The organism is Burkholderia sp. YHN3-13, from assembly GCF_055810675.1.
The window spans coordinates 244,741-260,464 of the sequence record NZ_JBVVNQ010000003.1; the positions used below are offsets into that span (position 1 = coordinate 244,741).

At 67.8% G+C, this 15,724-nt stretch carries 11 protein-coding genes; 5 read left to right on the forward strand and 6 right to left on the reverse strand.

Annotated elements, in window-relative coordinates; all coding sequences use genetic code 11:
* Positions 1–73: 73 nt before the first annotated feature.
* On the reverse strand, positions 74–1,501 hold the full coding sequence (locus AC0KUR_RS09410; protein ID WP_059560897.1) for an MFS transporter: 1,428 nt from the start codon (positions 1,499–1,501) through the stop codon (positions 74–76).
* 347 nt (positions 1,502–1,848) lie between these two features.
* Here AC0KUR_RS09410 and AC0KUR_RS09415 point away from each other — a divergent pair, with 347 nt between their 5' ends.
* Genes AC0KUR_RS09415 through AC0KUR_RS09425 form a run of 3 tightly spaced genes read left to right on the forward strand, consistent with a single transcriptional unit; the run spans position 1,849 to position 4,500 of the window.
* Entirely contained in the window at positions 1,849–2,841 is a 993-nt protein-coding gene (locus AC0KUR_RS09415; RefSeq protein ID WP_059560894.1) for an aliphatic sulfonate ABC transporter substrate-binding protein, read from the forward strand.
* A gap of 10 nt (positions 2,842–2,851) precedes the next feature.
* Positions 2,852–3,706 (forward strand): ABC transporter permease, encoded by an 855-nt coding sequence (locus AC0KUR_RS09420; protein ID WP_473375757.1) that lies wholly within the window; start codon positions 2,852–2,854, stop codon positions 3,704–3,706.
* Entirely contained in the window at positions 3,703–4,500 is a 798-nt protein-coding gene (locus AC0KUR_RS09425; protein WP_124608300.1) for an ABC transporter ATP-binding protein, read from the forward strand. Before AC0KUR_RS09420 ends, AC0KUR_RS09425 begins: the two co-directional genes overlap by 4 nt.
* Positions 4,501–4,722: 222 nt before the next feature.
* On the opposite strand, the gene AC0KUR_RS09430 is transcribed toward AC0KUR_RS09425, so the two are convergent.
* From AC0KUR_RS09430 to AC0KUR_RS09440, 3 genes are all read right to left on the reverse strand, one after another.
* The gene (locus AC0KUR_RS09430; RefSeq protein ID WP_473375758.1) at positions 4,723–5,130 is read right to left on the reverse strand and encodes a VOC family protein; all 408 of its coding nucleotides are present in this window, start codon (positions 5,128–5,130) and stop codon (positions 4,723–4,725) included.
* 348 nt (positions 5,131–5,478) lie between these two features.
* Positions 5,479–9,072: a YadA-like family protein gene (locus AC0KUR_RS09435; RefSeq protein WP_473375759.1), complete on the reverse strand. Its 3,594-nt coding sequence runs from the start codon at positions 9,070–9,072 to the stop codon at positions 5,479–5,481.
* Positions 9,073–9,741: 669 nt separating this feature from the next.
* Entirely contained in the window at positions 9,742–10,140 is a 399-nt protein-coding gene (locus AC0KUR_RS09440; RefSeq protein ID WP_473375760.1) for a hypothetical protein, read from the reverse strand.
* A 70-nt stretch (positions 10,141–10,210) separates the two neighbouring features.
* On the opposite strand from AC0KUR_RS09440, the gene AC0KUR_RS09445 reads away from it, so the two are divergent.
* Positions 10,211–11,026: a response regulator transcription factor gene (locus AC0KUR_RS09445; protein ID WP_034192077.1), complete on the forward strand. Its 816-nt coding sequence runs from the start codon at positions 10,211–10,213 to the stop codon at positions 11,024–11,026.
* Between the two features lie 21 nt (positions 11,027–11,047).
* On the opposite strand, the gene AC0KUR_RS09450 is transcribed toward AC0KUR_RS09445, so the two are convergent.
* A complete protein-coding gene (locus tag AC0KUR_RS09450; protein ID WP_473375761.1) occupies positions 11,048–13,237 on the reverse strand; it encodes a TonB-dependent siderophore receptor in 2,190 nt (729 codons plus the stop codon).
* A 315-nt stretch (positions 13,238–13,552) separates the two neighbouring features.
* The gene (locus AC0KUR_RS09455; RefSeq protein WP_473375762.1) at positions 13,553–14,458 is read right to left on the reverse strand and encodes a helix-turn-helix transcriptional regulator; all 906 of its coding nucleotides are present in this window, start codon (positions 14,456–14,458) and stop codon (positions 13,553–13,555) included.
* Between the two features lie 119 nt (positions 14,459–14,577).
* Between AC0KUR_RS09455 and AC0KUR_RS09460 the strand changes: the two genes are divergently transcribed.
* The gene (locus AC0KUR_RS09460) at positions 14,578–15,498 is read left to right on the forward strand and encodes a LysR family transcriptional regulator (protein WP_473375763.1); all 921 of its coding nucleotides are present in this window, start codon (positions 14,578–14,580) and stop codon (positions 15,496–15,498) included.
* Positions 15,499–15,724 lie beyond the last annotated feature (226 nt).

Here is a 15,724-nt window from a genome sequence, read left to right on the forward strand (position 1 = left end):
CGAAACGGCTTCGTGCGGTCCGACGAAGCCGTTTGCGTTTTCCTCGGGGCGTCGCTCACGCGCCGGCGGGTGTTCAGGCGATGCTTTCGTCGTCGATGTCGCGTGCCGTCGGCTCGTAGCGCACGATCAGCAGGAACACGATCGGCGTGACCGCGCTGATCGCGACAACCCAGAACATGTCCGTGCCGAGACGGGCCTGCAGGATCGGCAGCACGAACAGCGCGAGCGCCTGGCCGATCCCGCACAGCGACCGTCCGAAGCCGACGCCGGTTCCGCGGATCGCGGCCGGATAGGACAGCGTCGGATAGATCATCATCTGCGCGCCGGGCCCGAACCCTTCGGCGAACAGCCACGTGCCGAGCATCAGCAGCACGACGCCGACCGCCAGCGCGCCGTGCGGATGCCCCGCCAGCGCGAGCGCGACGAGTGCGACCGTCTGCAGCGCGAAGCCCGCGATCGCGACATGGCGCGACGGATAGCGATACGCGAGGCGCATGCCGAGCAGGCCGCCGGTGAACGCAAACAACACGTTCAGCGCGAGCGACGCCGCGATCGTCTCGAACACGCCCGCGCCGAGAAACTGCGACAGGATCGACGGCAGGAAGAACGCAATCGCGGTGTATTCGAACGGAATGCACAGATTCATCACGCTGGCGACGATCGTGCGCCCGAGATACGGGCGCTGGAACAGCACGCGGATTCGCACGGGCGGCGGGCTCGGCTCGCGGCGCGCATCCTCGGCTTCGTGCGCGTGAATGCCGTACGATTCGCGCAGGATGCGCGCGGCATTGGCCAGGTCGCCCTGGTTCGCGGCCCACAGCGGCGATTCGTTCATGAACCGGTTCCGGAACAGGATGATGACGAGCGCGGGCACCGCGCCGAAGATCAGCGACGCGCGCCACAGCCATCCCGCGTGCTCGGCCGGCAGCAGGAAGTACAGGCCGAAGATCAGCAGGAAGCAGACCGACGACGCGACGTACCACATCGGGCACCACGCCGCGAGACGCGACGCCTTGTTGCCGCGCCCGTTGAACTTCGAGAATTCGGCGAGGAACGCCATCGCGACCGGCAGGTCGATGCCGACGCCGAGCCCCATCACGAAGCGTGCGCCGATCAGCACCCAGACGTTCGGCGCGAGCCCGGCCGCGAGCGCCGCGACCACGAAGAACAGCATGTCGGCCATGAACACCTGGTAGCGGCCGATCCGGTCGGTCAGCCAGCCGCCGATCAGGCTGCCGAAGATCGTGCCGATCATGATCGCCGATCCGACCAGCCCGGTCAGCGCGGGCGTCAGGCCGAACTCGCGCGCGACGTCGTCGATGCCGTAGGACAGCGTCGTCAGGTCGTACGCGTCGAGAAACACGCCGCCCAGCGCCAGCAGCACGATCATCCGTGCATGGCTGACCGAACTGTCGACCGTGTTGATCAGCCGCGCGACGTCGCTGGCCGAGCGGATGGGGGAAGAAACCGGCGTGATCGCGTTCAGATCGATTGAACTCATCGCATTCCTTAATGGGTCGCCGGATGACCGGCGATGCTCGCAAGGTGCGGGAGCTGACGCGCGCATTCGCGATCGACATCGCATCGCATCGAGCGAATGCCGGCTCGACGATACGCGCAGCCGTCGACTCCCGGAAGCGGGCATTCTGTTCCCCGGCCCCTCGTATCCCAAGCGATATAAAGCGATAAATTAATCGGCCTGGGTCATAAAGTTGCCCGCCGGGTCCCTTAGCAGCAGCACGCATGTTCAAACGCGGATTTCTTCGTTAACGGATCGCGGGCGCTTCGTTACATTAGTCGGTCACCTGCCTGTTCGCGGCGCATTGCCGCCCTTCCGGAGATTCCCCGATGAAGCTGTCCTGGTCCCGCGCGTGGCAATCCGCGGCCCTCGTCGTTGCCGCGCTTGCCGGTCTCGTATCGATTCAGGCGCACGCGGCGACGCCCGCCGAAATCCGCGTCGACTACGCGTACTACTCGCCCGAGAGTCTCGTGATCCGCCACTTCGGCTGGCTCGACGACGAGTTCAAGGCCGACCGCACGTCGATTCGCTGGGTGCTGAGCCTCGGCAGCAATCGCGCGCTCGAATACCTGAACAGCGGTGCGGTCGATTTCGGCTCGGCCGCCGGGCTCGCATCGGTGCTCGCACGCGCGAACGGCAACCCGATCCACGCGGTCTACGTGTTCTCCCGCCCCGAATGGACGGCACTCGTCGTGCGCAAGGATTCGCCGATCCGCACGCTCGCCGACCTGAAGGGCAAGAAAATCGCCGCGACCCGCGGCACCGACCCGTTCCTGTTCACGCTGCGCGCGCTGCACACGGCCGGCCTGACGCGTGACGACGTCGAGATCGTCAACCTGCAGCATCCGGACGGCCGCACGGCCCTCGCGAACGGCCAGGTCGATGCATGGGCCGGGCTCGATCCGCACATGGCCGCGGCCCAGCTCGACGACGGTGCGCGTCTGCTGTACCGTAACGTCGCCTTCAATACGTACGGCTTCCTGAACGTGCGCGACGGGTTCGCCGGCCAGTATCCGCAGGCGGTCTCGCGCGTGCTGAAGGTCTACGACCGCGCGCGCCAGTGGATCGTCGCGCATCCGGCCGAAACCGCGCAGATCGTGGCCGACGAATCGAAGGTGTCGCTGCCGGTCGCGAAGCTGCAGCTGCAGCGCAACGATTTCAGCGACCCGGTGCCGGGCGAAGCGCAGCGCGCGGCGCTGAAAGCCGCGGCGCCGGTGCTGACGGCCGAGCAATTGACCAAGCCGGGCGTCGATCCCGCGAAGATCGTCGATACGCTGATCGATCCGTCGTTCGCGCGCCCGCTCGTTGCCGCGTCGCAGTGAGGTTGCCGCGATGACGGACACCGCGGCCCGTGGCGATGCACTCGCGCAGCGTCACGCCGTCTCGCCCCGCGCCGGCCGGCGCGATGCGCTTCGCGCGTGGCGCATCGCCGGCCTCGTGCTGCCGTTCGCGGCGCTCGTGGTGCTGGAATGCGTCGTGCGGCGCGGCTGGCTGCCCGACCATCTCGTCCCGGCGCCGAGCGAGATCCTCGATACGCTCGCGCGGATGGGCGTCACGCGTGTCGCACGGCATGTCGGCGCGAGCACGCTGCGGGTCGCGGCCGGTTTTGCGGCCGGCGCCGGGCTCGCGCTCGTCGTCGGCGCGGCGATGGGCCTGAGCCGCCGGATCGACGCGCTGCTCGAGCCGACGTTCCAGGCGCTGCGCGCGATTCCGTCGCTCGCATGGGTGCCCGTGCTGCTGCTGTGGCTCGGCATCGACGAAGCGCCGAAGATCACGCTGATCGCGATCGGTGCATTTTTCCCGGTGCACCTCGCGGTGGTCGCCGGCATTCGAGACGTCGACCGCAAGCTCGTCGAGCTCGGCGCGGTGTACCGGCTCGGCCCGCTGGCACTGTTCCGCCGCATCCTGCTGCCGGCCGCGTTGCCGCAGATCGTCACCGGCCTGCGTACCGGCCTGAGCCTCGCGTGGATGTTCATGGTTGCCGCTGAACTGATCGCGGCGACGCGCGGCCTCGGCTTCCTGCTGAGCGACGGCCGGGAAACCGGGCGACCCGATCTCGTGTTCGGCGCGATCCTGCTGCTCGCATTGCTCGGCAAGCTGAGCGACGGCGCGATGCGGCGCATCGAGTCGTACTGGCTCGGCTGGCGCGATGCCTTCGACGGCGCGGTGCGCGAGGGTTCGAAATGAGTACGACCGCTTCCGCGGCTTCCGCGCGCACGACCGAGGGTGCCGATACGCCGCTGCTTGACCTGCGGATCACCCGCAAGCAATACGGCGACCGCACGATCCTCGCCGACATCGCGCTACACGTGGCGCGCGGCGAGATCGTCTGCGTGGTCGGCCCGAGCGGCTGCGGGAAAAGCACGCTGCTGCGGATCGTCGCCGGGCTCGACACGCACTTCCGCGGCAACGCGAAGCTCGACGGCGTCGCGCTCGACGGGCCGTCGGCGCGTGTCGGCGTGATCTTTCAGGAACCCCGGCTGCTGCCGTGGCTGTCGATCGCTGACAACGTCGGCTTCGCGTCCGGCCCGCACGGCGGCCGCGACCCGAGCGTCACGCGCCTGCTCGACGAAGTCGGCCTGGCCGGCGTCGCGCGGCAACTGCCGGCCACGTTGTCGGGCGGGATGGCCCAACGCGCCGCGATCGCGCGCGGGCTGTTCGGCGAGCCGGATCTGCTGTTGCTCGACGAGCCGTTCAGCGCGGTCGACGCGATCACGCGGATGCGCCTGCAGACACTGCTGCTCGACGTCGTCCACCGGCACCGGATGGCGGCGATCGTCGTCACGCACGATCTCGACGAAGCGCTGTATCTCGGCGATCGCGTGCTGATGCTCGCGCCGAACCCGGGGCGCGTCGACGACGAGATCCGCGTCGACCTCGCACGGCCGCGCGATCGGCGCGACCCGTCGCTGGCCGCGCTGCGCGCCCGACTGCTCGGTGCGTTTCAGCGCTTTCACGATCATGCGGATGACGCGGGATAAGGCACGATACGCGGCCTTAACGTTCGACCACGGTCAATCCACGCGCTTCTTCGTCGTCTGAACAAGTGGCGCGGGGAAAACCGCGTTCTCCCGTGCGCGGGCCGCTGCCACGCGCTTGCCCATCCATCGAACTCGATCGGCTCCACCGGGGCCGGCGCTGGACAGCCGTGCGGCCCGAACGATTCGAGCAGGCCGCACTGGCCGCGACGACCGGCGCTCGCGTCAATCGTCGAACGTGCCTTGATACTCCGGCGCGGCATCCGCGCGCGTGTTCAGCTCGAACATCACGCCGCCCGGCGCCCGGCAAAAGAATCGCGAACCGCGCCCGTTGTTGAAGATGTCCGTCTCCATCGAGACGCCCTCGTCCCTGAAGCGTTCGAACAGCGCTCGAACGGCTTCGAGGCTCGGCAGTTCGAACCCGACGTGGAAATTCGTCGGCCATGCCGGTACGCCGTCGCCGACGTGATCGATCACGACGTCGAAGCCCGGTCGCTTCAGGATCCAGGATTGGTCCCAGCTTCCCGCGATCGTGAAGCCGAGGTAACGCTCGAAGAAACGGGCCGTCGCCAGCGTATCGGCCGAAGGGAAGCTCAAATGGTTGAGCTTCATCGTGGGTGTCGTTGCGGTCATGGTCGTGCGCTCGCATGCGGTGATGGGCGGAGGCCCCATGCCGTTCCGCCCGACGACTTCAGAATACGAGCCGGCGCCCGCATGCGACAACTCGCATTGCGCAGGCATCCGGACCGCGCGCGAAACCCGCGCCGCACGGCGGTGAGCGCGTGGTCGACGATCGCCGCGGGCGGCGCCGCTCGCATTCCGGGCATGCCCCCTTGACGCGAAAGGCCCGATCGGCGATCGGCATCGAACACCGCTGGCCCGAGGTCCGCGGACAGACCGCGGGCCACGCATGTCCCGCTGGCGACCGGTCGAACCGCGAATCCCCGGATGCCAGCGGCGCTCGACGCTACGGCTGCGGCCTCAGAACTGATAACCCGCGCCGACCACCGCGCCGAAGTCCGAGCGCGTGTTGCCCGTCACCGACGCCTTGACGACCCAACGGTTGCTCTCCGTCACGTACGAGTACCCTGCCGCAAAACCCTGCTGGCCGTGATAGTTCGACGTCGCCGCCGACACCATCGAGCGGCCCGCGCCCGTCGGTTGCGGCAAGCCGGCCACCGCCATCGCCGATGCAACGCCGCCGTACATGTCCTTCTTCAGGTCGTTGAAGGCGTTGTACACCTGCCCGATGCGCTGGTCGGTATAGCCCTTCGCCTGCGTCGACGCCGCCGACAGGTTGTCGTTGAGCTGCTGCACGTTCACCGCGTCGGTCGGCGCCGTCCCGGCCGCGACGTTCGTGACCTGGCGCTCGCTGCCCTTCGCGCCGACCGAGAACGAGTTGTCGCGATCGGCGACCGAGCCCTGGCCGACCGCCACGGCGTTCTTGCCGGTTGCCGTCGCCGTCGACCCGATCGAACCGGCATCGGCGCGCGCGATCCACGACGTGTTCGCATCGGTGGCCGCCGCGTGGATCTTGTCGTTGGCCGCGACATTCTGCAACGCGGTGTTGAACTGGCCCATGTTGACCGCGTCGTTCGCATTCACGCCCGCCGCGACGCCGGTCAGCACGCGGTCCCCTGCCGTGCCGGTGAAGTTCACGCTGGTGCCGCCGCTATCCTTCCCGACCGTGATCGCGCCGTTCGGATCCTGCTGCTGCACGAGGCCGGCCTTGCCGTTCGCGATATTGGTCACGCTCCCCTGCAGGTTCGAGATGTCGGTGGTGTTCTTCGACACCTGCTGGTTGGTCGCGTACAGCTGCGAGCCGTTCACCGCATCCGTGCTGGTGGCGCTCAGCGTGCCGGCCTGCACGTTGGTGATGCGCGTGCCGCTGGCGCCGCCGAGCGTGATCGTGCTCTTCGAGCTGTCGTCGTACTGCACCGCGAGCGCGCCGAGCTGGTTGAGGTTCGACTGCACGTCTTTCAGCTGCTTCACGTTCACCGCGTCGGTATCGCTGGTGCCCGCGGCAACGTTCTTGAGCACGACCGCCGAATTGACGTCGCCGCCGACGAGCGACACGGAATTCAACCGGTTGCCGTTCGGGTCGACGTCGTATTTGACGACGTTCTTCACGGCCTCGCCGGCCTGGTTCGACACGTTCGTGATCTGCTGTTCGAGCGCGGTTTTCACACCCGACAGCTGCCCGCCGTTCACCGCATCCGTGCTGCCCGCGGCGACGTTGCCGTCGGCCACGTTCGTCAGCTTCGTCGGCGCGCCGCCGCGCGCGGCGCTGTACGCGCCGAGCGTCGGGTCGAACTGCAGCGCGTCCTGCTGCAGCCCGGCGATCGCGGCCGTGTTGCCCGCGATGTTCGTTTCGGCATTGCCGAGGCGCGTTTCGTGATTCTCGAGCGTTGTCGTGTTGCTGCCGACGCGGCCGTCGAGGTTCGTCAGCGCGTCGCCGACGTTGTTGAACGAACCGCCGCCAACCTTGTAGGACGGCGCGCCGATCGAGCCGTCCGGGTTGACGGTCGCGCCCCCGCCGAGCGCGGCCGCCGTCCCGTCGATCGCGCGGCGCAACTGCGCGCCGTTCACCGCATCCGTGCTGCCGGCCGCCACGTTGCCTTCCGCGACGTTGGTCAGGTGCACCGGGCTCCCGCCATTGCCGGCGCCGAGCGACACCTGCCGCTTGCTCGCATCGTCGTACTTCACGGCGAGCGCATCGAGCTGGCTCGTGCCGTCGTGAATCGCGGCGGTCAGCTGGTCGACGTTGACCGCGTCCGTGCCGTTCGTGCCGGCCGCGACGTTGCCGATGCGTTGCGGGCCATGGCCGCCGTGGCTCGCGTCGTAGGCGCCGAGGCCCGGGTTCCACAGGAGCGCATCCTGCTGGAGCGCCGCGATGTTGCCCGTATTCGTCGTCACCTGGTTGCCGACGGCCGTGATCGACTGGTTGAGCGTGTCGGTCGCCTTGCCGAGCTGGCCCACGTTCACGGCGTCGTTCGCGGCCACCCCATCCGCGACATTGTGCAGCCCGACCGGCGCCGCGGCTCCCGTCCCGCCGAACGTGACGCCGCTGTGCGCGTCGCTGTCGTACTGCACGGCGTTCTTCGTCGCGTTGCCGATCTGGCTGGTGATCGACGTGCTCAGGTTGCCGAGCGTCGTGCTGAGGTTGTTCGTCACGCTCGTGCTGAGCGATGCGAGGCCGCCGCTCAGTTGCCCGACGTTGACGGCGTCGTGCGCGTCCGTCCCGTCGGCGACGTTGTGCAGCGTCGTGCCGTTGGCGCCCGCCAACGTCACCGAGTCGAAGCCGCTCGCGCCGTCGTACTTCACGTTGCGTGCGTCGGCCGCCTGCAGGCTGCCGATGTTCGCGCTCGCCGTGCTCAGCGATGCGTTGATGCCGGTCACGCTGTTCTGCAGGTTCGTGATGGCCGAGGCCGCGGTCGAGATGGACGTCTGCAGCGGCGCGACGCTGCCCTTCAGCTGGCCGACGTTGACGGCGTCGGTATCGGCCACGCCGGCCGCGACGCCGCCGATCGTGGTGCCGCCGGCGCCGTCGAGCGCGATCGCCGCGTGGGTGTTGTCGGTGTACTTCACGACGTTCTGCGTCGCCGTGACGATGCTCGTGCTGAGGCTGTTGCCGACACTGGTCACGCGCTGGTCGACGTTCGAGATCGTGGTCGACAGCGAATTGCCGACCGACGTCACGCGTGCGTCGACGTTGCCGATGCCCGTGCTGAGCGTGCTGTTCACGTTCTTCAGCTGCTGGACGTTGACGGCGTCCGTATCGGCCGCGCCCGCCGCGACGTTCTTGAGCTGGCGCTCGCTGCCGATCGCGCCGAACGACACCGCTCCGCCGACCGGCGCGGCCGTGCCGCCGAACGCCGGCGTGCCCCCGTTGTTCGCGCCGATGCTGCCCGACCCGATCGCGACCTGGTTGTTGCCGTTCGTCTGCGCCCCCGCACCGATCGCCACCGATTGCGTGCCGCCGGCACGCGTCTGCGTCGCCGCGTCGTATGACGCGCCGGCCGACACGCCGTCGCTCGACGTCGGGTTCGCGCCGCCGATCGCGATCGAGCGGTCGCCGCTGGCCAGCGCCGAGTGGCCGAGCGCGATCGAGCTCGTGCCGTGCGCATCCGCGACGTTGCCGAGCGCCATCGAGAAATCGCCGATCGCGGCCGACTGGCGGCCGATCGCCAGCGCCGTGTTGCCTTGCGCGACGGCCACCGTGCCGATCGCGGTGGACGAGTTCGCCAGCGCCTGCGAGCCGACGCCGATCGCGATCGCGCCGCCGCTGCTGCTGCCGCCGTTGCTGCTCGCGTTCGACTGGTCGCCGATCGCGATGCCGCTGGTGCCGGCCTTCGCATTCGTGCCCTGCGTCACGTTCGCGGTACTCACCGCCACGTAGTTCCCGCTCTTCGTCGCCACGCACAGCGGGTTGGTTCCGTCGATGCACTGCCCGGTCAGTGCGTTGTCCGGATTGCCGCGGTCGACGAAATTGTCGGCATGCGCGGTGCCGGCGATCAGCATCCCCGCGCCCGTGAACATCGCGGCGGCCAGCGCCGAAATCTGCTTCTTCTTCATGGTCTTCTGCTCCGTTGTGTAGCGTCTGGTTTGAATACGGACTACTTACTTTTATGAAAGATTCGACTTCGATTGCGATTGCGACTTCAGTGCGGAACCCGATTCCGATATCCGGTCCGGCCATGCCGGAGGCGCGTTGCGTCGACCATCCGTTTCGACAGGACGATCGAAGCCCCCGGGCACGCCGCACGTTCTACGGCCCGTTCCGTCAATCCGGAAACTGAATTAGGAATACGTAATGCGCTTTATGGACGAGTCTTTCCCCGGATGAATCCGGAGATTCAACCTGCCGTTACCCACACCTCTGATGTGATGTCGCGCCGACCGCGACCAACCCCGTTTCTTTTATTTCATCTTCGACTACCGGCGTTTCGCCTCCGTGCCGCGAGCCTTCGCCCGGACGCGCGTCGATTGCCGCCTCGTATCCGAATCACACAACTTCCGTCACCACTTTCGGTGCCTTCCGTTGCGCTGTGCCACCCGGCGTTCAAAGTTCGGACGAATTATGAGACACGATCTAGAATTATTAAAGGCGACATTCTTTATAGATTGTGAAATTCAATTCATTCAATGACTTGCGCAAAATACGGACATCTCGCAAACGATTTCGCACCACCGGGATTAATCGAAATGTTTTATGGAGAGGACAAATGCTTTGCCGAAGCAGATTTAAATTCGATTCGACCTCGAAACGATAATCCCGCGACCGACCAATGGAATGGTTAAGCGGAGGATATTCGCGTAAACCATGAGCGGCGACGCATGTCGAAGCGCGGCATTCCTGTCGTAATCCGCCATTTTAAAAATCGGGAAAGCGGAATGGCGCGAATATTCCGGACACGTCTGGCGGGATTCGAAATAAGCTCCTACAATTCCGCTCGCATTGATTTCCGCAGTCGCGATCCTCACGATGCGCGCCCGGCAATCGTCCGTGTCTTTACCGGCCAGGTGATCAAAAAAAACGAACGCCGTGCCATCGGGCGGCCGGTTGCTGCCGCGCCGTGCCGCCAACCTCCGGAACCGATGCGAGCGTGCGATGCGCTGATGCATCGTCATAGAGCGGCGCATGACGTTTCTCCCGAACCGGGCAGGCCCCCCGCGGAAACGCATCCAACCGCCTTTCCAGAACAGGTGCACGATGCCTTCATCGACCTCCGCATTGCGCGACGCCCATATCCTGGTCGTCGACGATCAACCCGACCAGCTGCGTTTGCTGACCGACATCCTGCGCGGCACGGGCTGCCGGATCAGCATCGCGTCCGATGGCATGCAGGCATGCCAGCGCGCGCAGGCGCTGTTGCCCGACCTGATCCTGATGGATGTCCGCATGCCGCGGATGGATGGTTTCACCGCGTGCCGGCTGCTCGCCGCCGATCCGGCCACGCGCGCGATTCCGGTCATTTTCCTGACCGTGGCCGGCGCATTGCACGAACGCCTCGAAGGGCTGGAAATCGGCGGCGTCGACTATGTCGTGAAGCCGTTCGAGCCGGCGGAAGTGGTCGCGCGCATTCGCGTGCAGCTCGCGCGGACGACGCGCGAACGACCGGCTGATACGGCGCCGGCGGACGGCCCGTTCGCGGCCGGCGACGACGACGGCATCATCGTGCGCGCGGCGATCCGCCACCTGTCGCGCACGCTGAACGACCCGCCGACGGTGGAGCAACTGGCGCGCGCGGTCGGCACGCATGAAAAGCGGTTGTCGCGCGCGTTTCGAGACAATCTCGGGCAGACGGTGTTCGAGTATCTGCGGCACGAGCGGCTGCGGATCGCGCAGGATCTGCTGGGTTCGACGTCGCTCAGCATTGCGAGCATCGCGAAGGAAATCGGTTTTTCCACGCCGGCCAATTTCGCGACGGCCTTTCGCGAACGCTTCGGCGTCACGCCGACCGAGTGGCGGCGCCAGCGCCGGGCGCGCTCGCGCGCCGCGCCCCGCGAGCCGCAGCGCGGCACTTAGCGGCGTTCGGCCCGCTCGAGGTCACCAGTCGTATTTCGCGCTGGCCAGCACGGTCCGCTCGTTGCCGAACACGCACACGGCATATGATTGACAGCCGCTGACGTAGCGCCGGTCGAACAGGTTCGCGACGTTCAGCGCGAAACGCCAGTGCGGCAGGTCGTAATGCAACGCGAGGTCATACAAGGTCGCGCTCGGCACCGTGAGCGAATTGTCGGGCGCGCCGGCCGACGCGCTCTGGTAGCGCACGCCGCCGCCGATCCCGAGCCCGGACAGCGCCCCCGTACGCCAGGTCCAGTCGGCCCACATCGACGCCATCTGCCGCGGCAGCGGCACGGACACCGGCCAGTGGTTCAGCGACGCATCGTTCGCCTGCACGTTCTTGACGTCCTGGTACGCATACGACGCGACGATCGACAGTTCGCGCGTCACCTTGCCGACCGCGCTCAGCTCGATGCCGCGCGAGCGCACCTTGCCGGTCTGCACGGACGTCGTGCCGGTCGGGTCGAGATTCACCGGCGTCGGCGTCACGACGTTGGTCTGGTCGATCTGGTAGACGGCCACGCTCAGCATCAGGTTCCTGCCGGGCGGCTGCCAGCGCAGCCCGGCTTCGGCCTGCGCGCCGCGCGTCGGTTTCGGCAAGCCGCCGCCGAACATCCGCACGCCGACGACCGGATCGAACGACGTCGAATAGCTCACGTACGGCGACACCCCCGCGTCGCCCTGATAGGTCAGTCCGACGCGCCCGGAAAACGCACTGACGTCCTGCCGCGCCTGCGTGCCGGCCGTCCGGTCGTCGAAACGCGCATTCACGACGTCCTCGCGGCCGCCGAGCGTCAGCGTCCAGCGCCGCCAGCGGATCTGGTCCTGCGCATACACGCCGACCGCATTCATCGCCGTGTACTGGTCGACATGACCGAGCGACGTCGGGCCGGCGAAGATCGCGGCCGTCACCGGCCGGTAGACGGGGTGGTACAGGTTGAGCGACGGCGCCAGCGCAAGCCACACGCTGTTGGTCGTCGTCTGCCGGTCGAATTGCAGGCCGAACAGCAGCGTATGATCGAGCGGCCCCGTGCCGAAGCGCGCCTGCGCGTGATGGTCGACGTCGAGCCGGCTGTAGTTGAGCTGGAACAGCCCCGCGAAACGCATCATGTTCGTCGTGCTGCGCGGCGCGAGGCCGTTGCCGAACACCGTCGCATCGTCCAGCGACAGGTGCGACCAGCGCACGTCCTGGTGCAGCGTCCAGATCGCATTCACGCGGTGTTCCAGCGTGTAGCCGAGCGACCATTGCTTCTTGCGGTAGTCGTTGAACGACGGATCGCCCATGTAGATGTCCTGCGACAGGCGGCCGTTCGGGTTCGGCAGTACGGTGCCCGACGCGGGCAGGAAGTTCGACGAAATGTCGCCGCTGTCCTGCAGGAACGTCGCGGCAACCGTCAGCGACGTATCGGCGTCCGGCCGCCAGCGGAACGACGGCGCGAGCGCGACGCGGCGATCGCCGTTCGGGCCCGTCACCGCGTTGCCGTCGCGCGCGACGCCGACGAAGCGGTACGCATACTTGCCGTCCGGATCGAGCGTGTCGCCGACATCGAGCATGACCTGCTTGCGCGCATCGTTGCCGATCTGCACGCCGGCCTCGCGCACGCGTTCGCCATCGGCGCGCTTCGTGTGCGCGTCGACGATCGCGCCGGGCTCGCCCGCGCCGTACAGCACCGACGTCGGGCCGCGCAGGATCGCGATCGAATCGATCGTGTACGGATCGACGCGCCAGTTCGCGATCACGGCCGTATTCGGCGCCGCCACGCCGTCGACGTACAGCGTCGGCGTGAAGCCGCGCAGCGCCGCATACCAGTCGGTCCGGCTGTCGGCGCCGAACGTCGAGAAACCCGGCACGTAGCGCAGCGCCTGGTTCAGGTCGGCCGCGCCGGTCATCTCGATCTGCCGCGCGGTGACGATATTGACCGTTTGCGGGATCTCGGCCACCGGCGTGTCGGTCTTCGTGCCGGCCGTGGTTCGCCGCCCGACGAGCCCGGCGGACGCGGCATCGGCGGTTCCTTGCACGTCGATTGCCGGCAGCACGGCCGCGGCGGCGCCTGCCTTCGCCGCCGCCGTGCCCGATGCCTGCGCCTGCGCGCCGCCCGCGACCGCCGCGCACAACGTCCCGCCCGCAACGATCGTCATGGTGCGCCGTATCGCGCCTGTCTGCGTCCGCATCGCTTCAATACTCCGTCGTGCTGTCCTGGCCCGTTCGGCCGGATCGACCGGCGCCGTGCGCCGGTGCCCGTCCCGGGGTGTCGTGATTGTCGTGCCGGCGAAGTCGATCGCGCGCGTACCGGCATGCACCGGCCCGCCGCGGCGCTCGCGGGCGCAGCGATCATACCGGGTGGATGTGACGCGGTGTTCGGGAAAATTCGTAGGCGTCGCCGGCAGGCACGACGCGACGGGCGGCGCGCGCGTCCGGGCGCGTCGCAGACGACGGGCCGCGCCGGCATACGCACTGCCCGCGGCGCCGGTATCGTCAGCGGCGACTCAGATATTGTCCATGCGCCACCGGCGCGGGCTGACGCCGGTCAGGCGCGTGAAGGTGCGCGAGAAGTGACTCTGATCGGCGAACCCGCACGCCGCCGAGATCATGCTCAGCGGCATCTGCGGGTTGCGCAACCATGTCTTCGCCCGTTCGACGCGCTGCACGATCAGCCAGCGATGCGGCGGCATCCCGGCCGTCTGGTGAAACGCCTTGACGAAATGGCCGCGCGACAGGCCGCAGGCGCTTGCCACATCGGCGAGCCCGATTTTCCCGTCGAGGTGTTCGAGCAGCAGTTCCTTCGCCCGCTGCTCCTGCGACGGCGTGAGCTTGCCGGCCGACTTTTCCCGCCGCTCGCCGACGCCGCCGTACCGATGGGCGACGTGTGCCTGAAACGCCAGCCCCACATGATCGATGAAGAGCTGCGACGCCTGGTCGGGGCTAGACAGCGCAGGCAGCAACGCGCGACCGAGCGCATGGATGATCGGGTCGTTCGCGCTGAGGTGAGGCGGCAGGTAGAGCTGCGGTCGTTGCCGGCCGCCGAGGTCGTCCACCGTCTCCTCCAGCGTATGGCGCGGCAGGTGGAAATGGAGGCAATCGAACGCGCCCTTGAGATCCGCCACCCAGTTGCGGTCGAGGTCGTGGATCGTCACGGTCCCCGCGTCGTACGGGACGAACGGCGCGCGGCGGCCGTCGAGCCACAGCTCCTGTTCGCCGAACGGGCGCAACTGCAGGACGATGAGATCCGAGTGCTCGGGCGTGTAGGGGGCGGTCAGCCCCATGTTCCTGCGCAGCGTCTTCAGCCGGCTGATGCCGACCTGCCCTTTCGGCAACGTCTGGGTAATGACGGTCTGCCGCACGTCGGCCGGCATGAAATCGGAGGTGGCGGTGTCTGACTGAGGCGCAGTCATCGGTTGACGCGAGCGGCGAATGACGAGGCTCGCCAGTCTAGCAAATCGCGGTGGGACGCGCTGCCCGTACCGCGCATGCGCTGGTATGATGCGCGAGCCCCTCCCTCCCGGAACCCGCGATGAAGCTGTCATTCGAAGCGCTCGAGGCGCTGGACGCGATCGACCGCGCCGGCACCTTTGCCGAAGCCGCGGAACTGCTGCATCGCGTGCCGTCCTCGCTGACCTACCTGGTGCAGAAACTCGAAAGCGATCTCGGCGTGATGCTGTTCGACCGCAGCGGGCGGCGCGCGAAGCTCACGCATGCGGGACGCATCGTCGTCGAGGAAGGCCGACGCCTGCTGCGTGCGGCCGAGCAGCTCGAAATCAAGGCGCAGCGTGCGCAGCAAGGGTGGGAAACCGAAGTCCGCGTCTGCATCGACGAAATCCTGCCGTTCGACGCGCTGTGGCCGTACGTTCACCGGTTCTACGCGCTCGGGATGGACACGCGGCTGCGACTGTCGACCGAAGTGCTCGGCGGCGCATGGGACGCGCTGATTTCGCGCCGCGCCGATCTGGTCGTCGGCGCGGCGGGCGACCCGCCGGAGCTGCCGGGCATCGTCGCGCGGCCGATCGGCTCGCTCAGGCACGTCTTCGCCGTCGCGCCGACGCATCCGCTCGCGTCGCTGCCCGAGCCGCTGCCGATGGCGTCGGTCGTCCAGTATCGCGGCGCGGTGATCAGCGATACGTCGCGCGAACTGCAACCGCAGTCGGTCGCGATCGACGCCGGCCAGCCGTATCTCGCGGTGCCGACGCTCGCGGCCAAGCTCGATGCGCAGTGCGAAGGGCTCGCGGTCGGCACGCTGCCGGAATGCATCGCCGCGCGCGCGATCGCCGACGGCAGGCTCGTCGCCCGCCAGGTGACCGGCATGCGCGACACCACGCACTGCTATCTCGCGTGGCGCGGCGACGAAGCAGGCCGCGCGCTGCACTGGTGGGTCGAGCAGCTCGACCGTCCCGACCTGGTCGAGCGCTTCACGGCGCCCGACAAATCGACCGGCTGATTCGTCCATTCACGGCCGGTGCTGGCGCGGGCAGCCATCCGTCCGACGCTTGACCGCGCACCCGTCATGCACGCCGCCGACCCGGCCTGCGCGCAACCGCACCATCCGCCTCACACCGCCCCCACCCGCCTCGATCGTTTCCTTTCAGATCGTTTAAGACGCCGCTCAGGACTTTCATCCGCGCGTCCCTTAACGTTGGAGTACGACGCCGACACGCGACAGCGCG

Bases quoted from the DNA above. Each gene is read 5' to 3' on its own strand.
- AC0KUR_RS09410 (WP_059560897.1), bottom strand. From the start codon at position 1,501: ATGAGTTCAATCGATCTGAACGCGATCACGCCGGTTTCTTCCCCCATC.
- AC0KUR_RS09415 (WP_059560894.1), top strand. From the start codon at position 1,849: ATGAAGCTGTCCTGGTCCCGCGCGTGGCAATCCGCGGCCCTCGTCGTT.
- AC0KUR_RS09420 (WP_473375757.1), top strand. From the start codon at position 2,852: ATGACGGACACCGCGGCCCGTGGCGATGCACTCGCGCAGCGTCACGCC.
- AC0KUR_RS09425 (WP_124608300.1), top strand. From the start codon at position 3,703: ATGAGTACGACCGCTTCCGCGGCTTCCGCGCGCACGACCGAGGGTGCC.
- AC0KUR_RS09430 (WP_473375758.1), bottom strand. From the start codon at position 5,130: ATGACCGCAACGACACCCACGATGAAGCTCAACCATTTGAGCTTCCCT.
- AC0KUR_RS09435 (WP_473375759.1), bottom strand. From the start codon at position 9,072: ATGAAGAAGAAGCAGATTTCGGCGCTGGCCGCCGCGATGTTCACGGGC.
- AC0KUR_RS09440 (WP_473375760.1), bottom strand. From the start codon at position 10,140: ATGCGCCGCTCTATGACGATGCATCAGCGCATCGCACGCTCGCATCGG.
- AC0KUR_RS09445 (WP_034192077.1), top strand. From the start codon at position 10,211: ATGCCTTCATCGACCTCCGCATTGCGCGACGCCCATATCCTGGTCGTC.
- AC0KUR_RS09450 (WP_473375761.1), bottom strand. From the start codon at position 13,237: ATGCGGACGCAGACAGGCGCGATACGGCGCACCATGACGATCGTTGCG.
- AC0KUR_RS09455 (WP_473375762.1), bottom strand. From the start codon at position 14,458: ATGACTGCGCCTCAGTCAGACACCGCCACCTCCGATTTCATGCCGGCC.
- AC0KUR_RS09460 (WP_473375763.1), top strand. From the start codon at position 14,578: ATGAAGCTGTCATTCGAAGCGCTCGAGGCGCTGGACGCGATCGACCGC.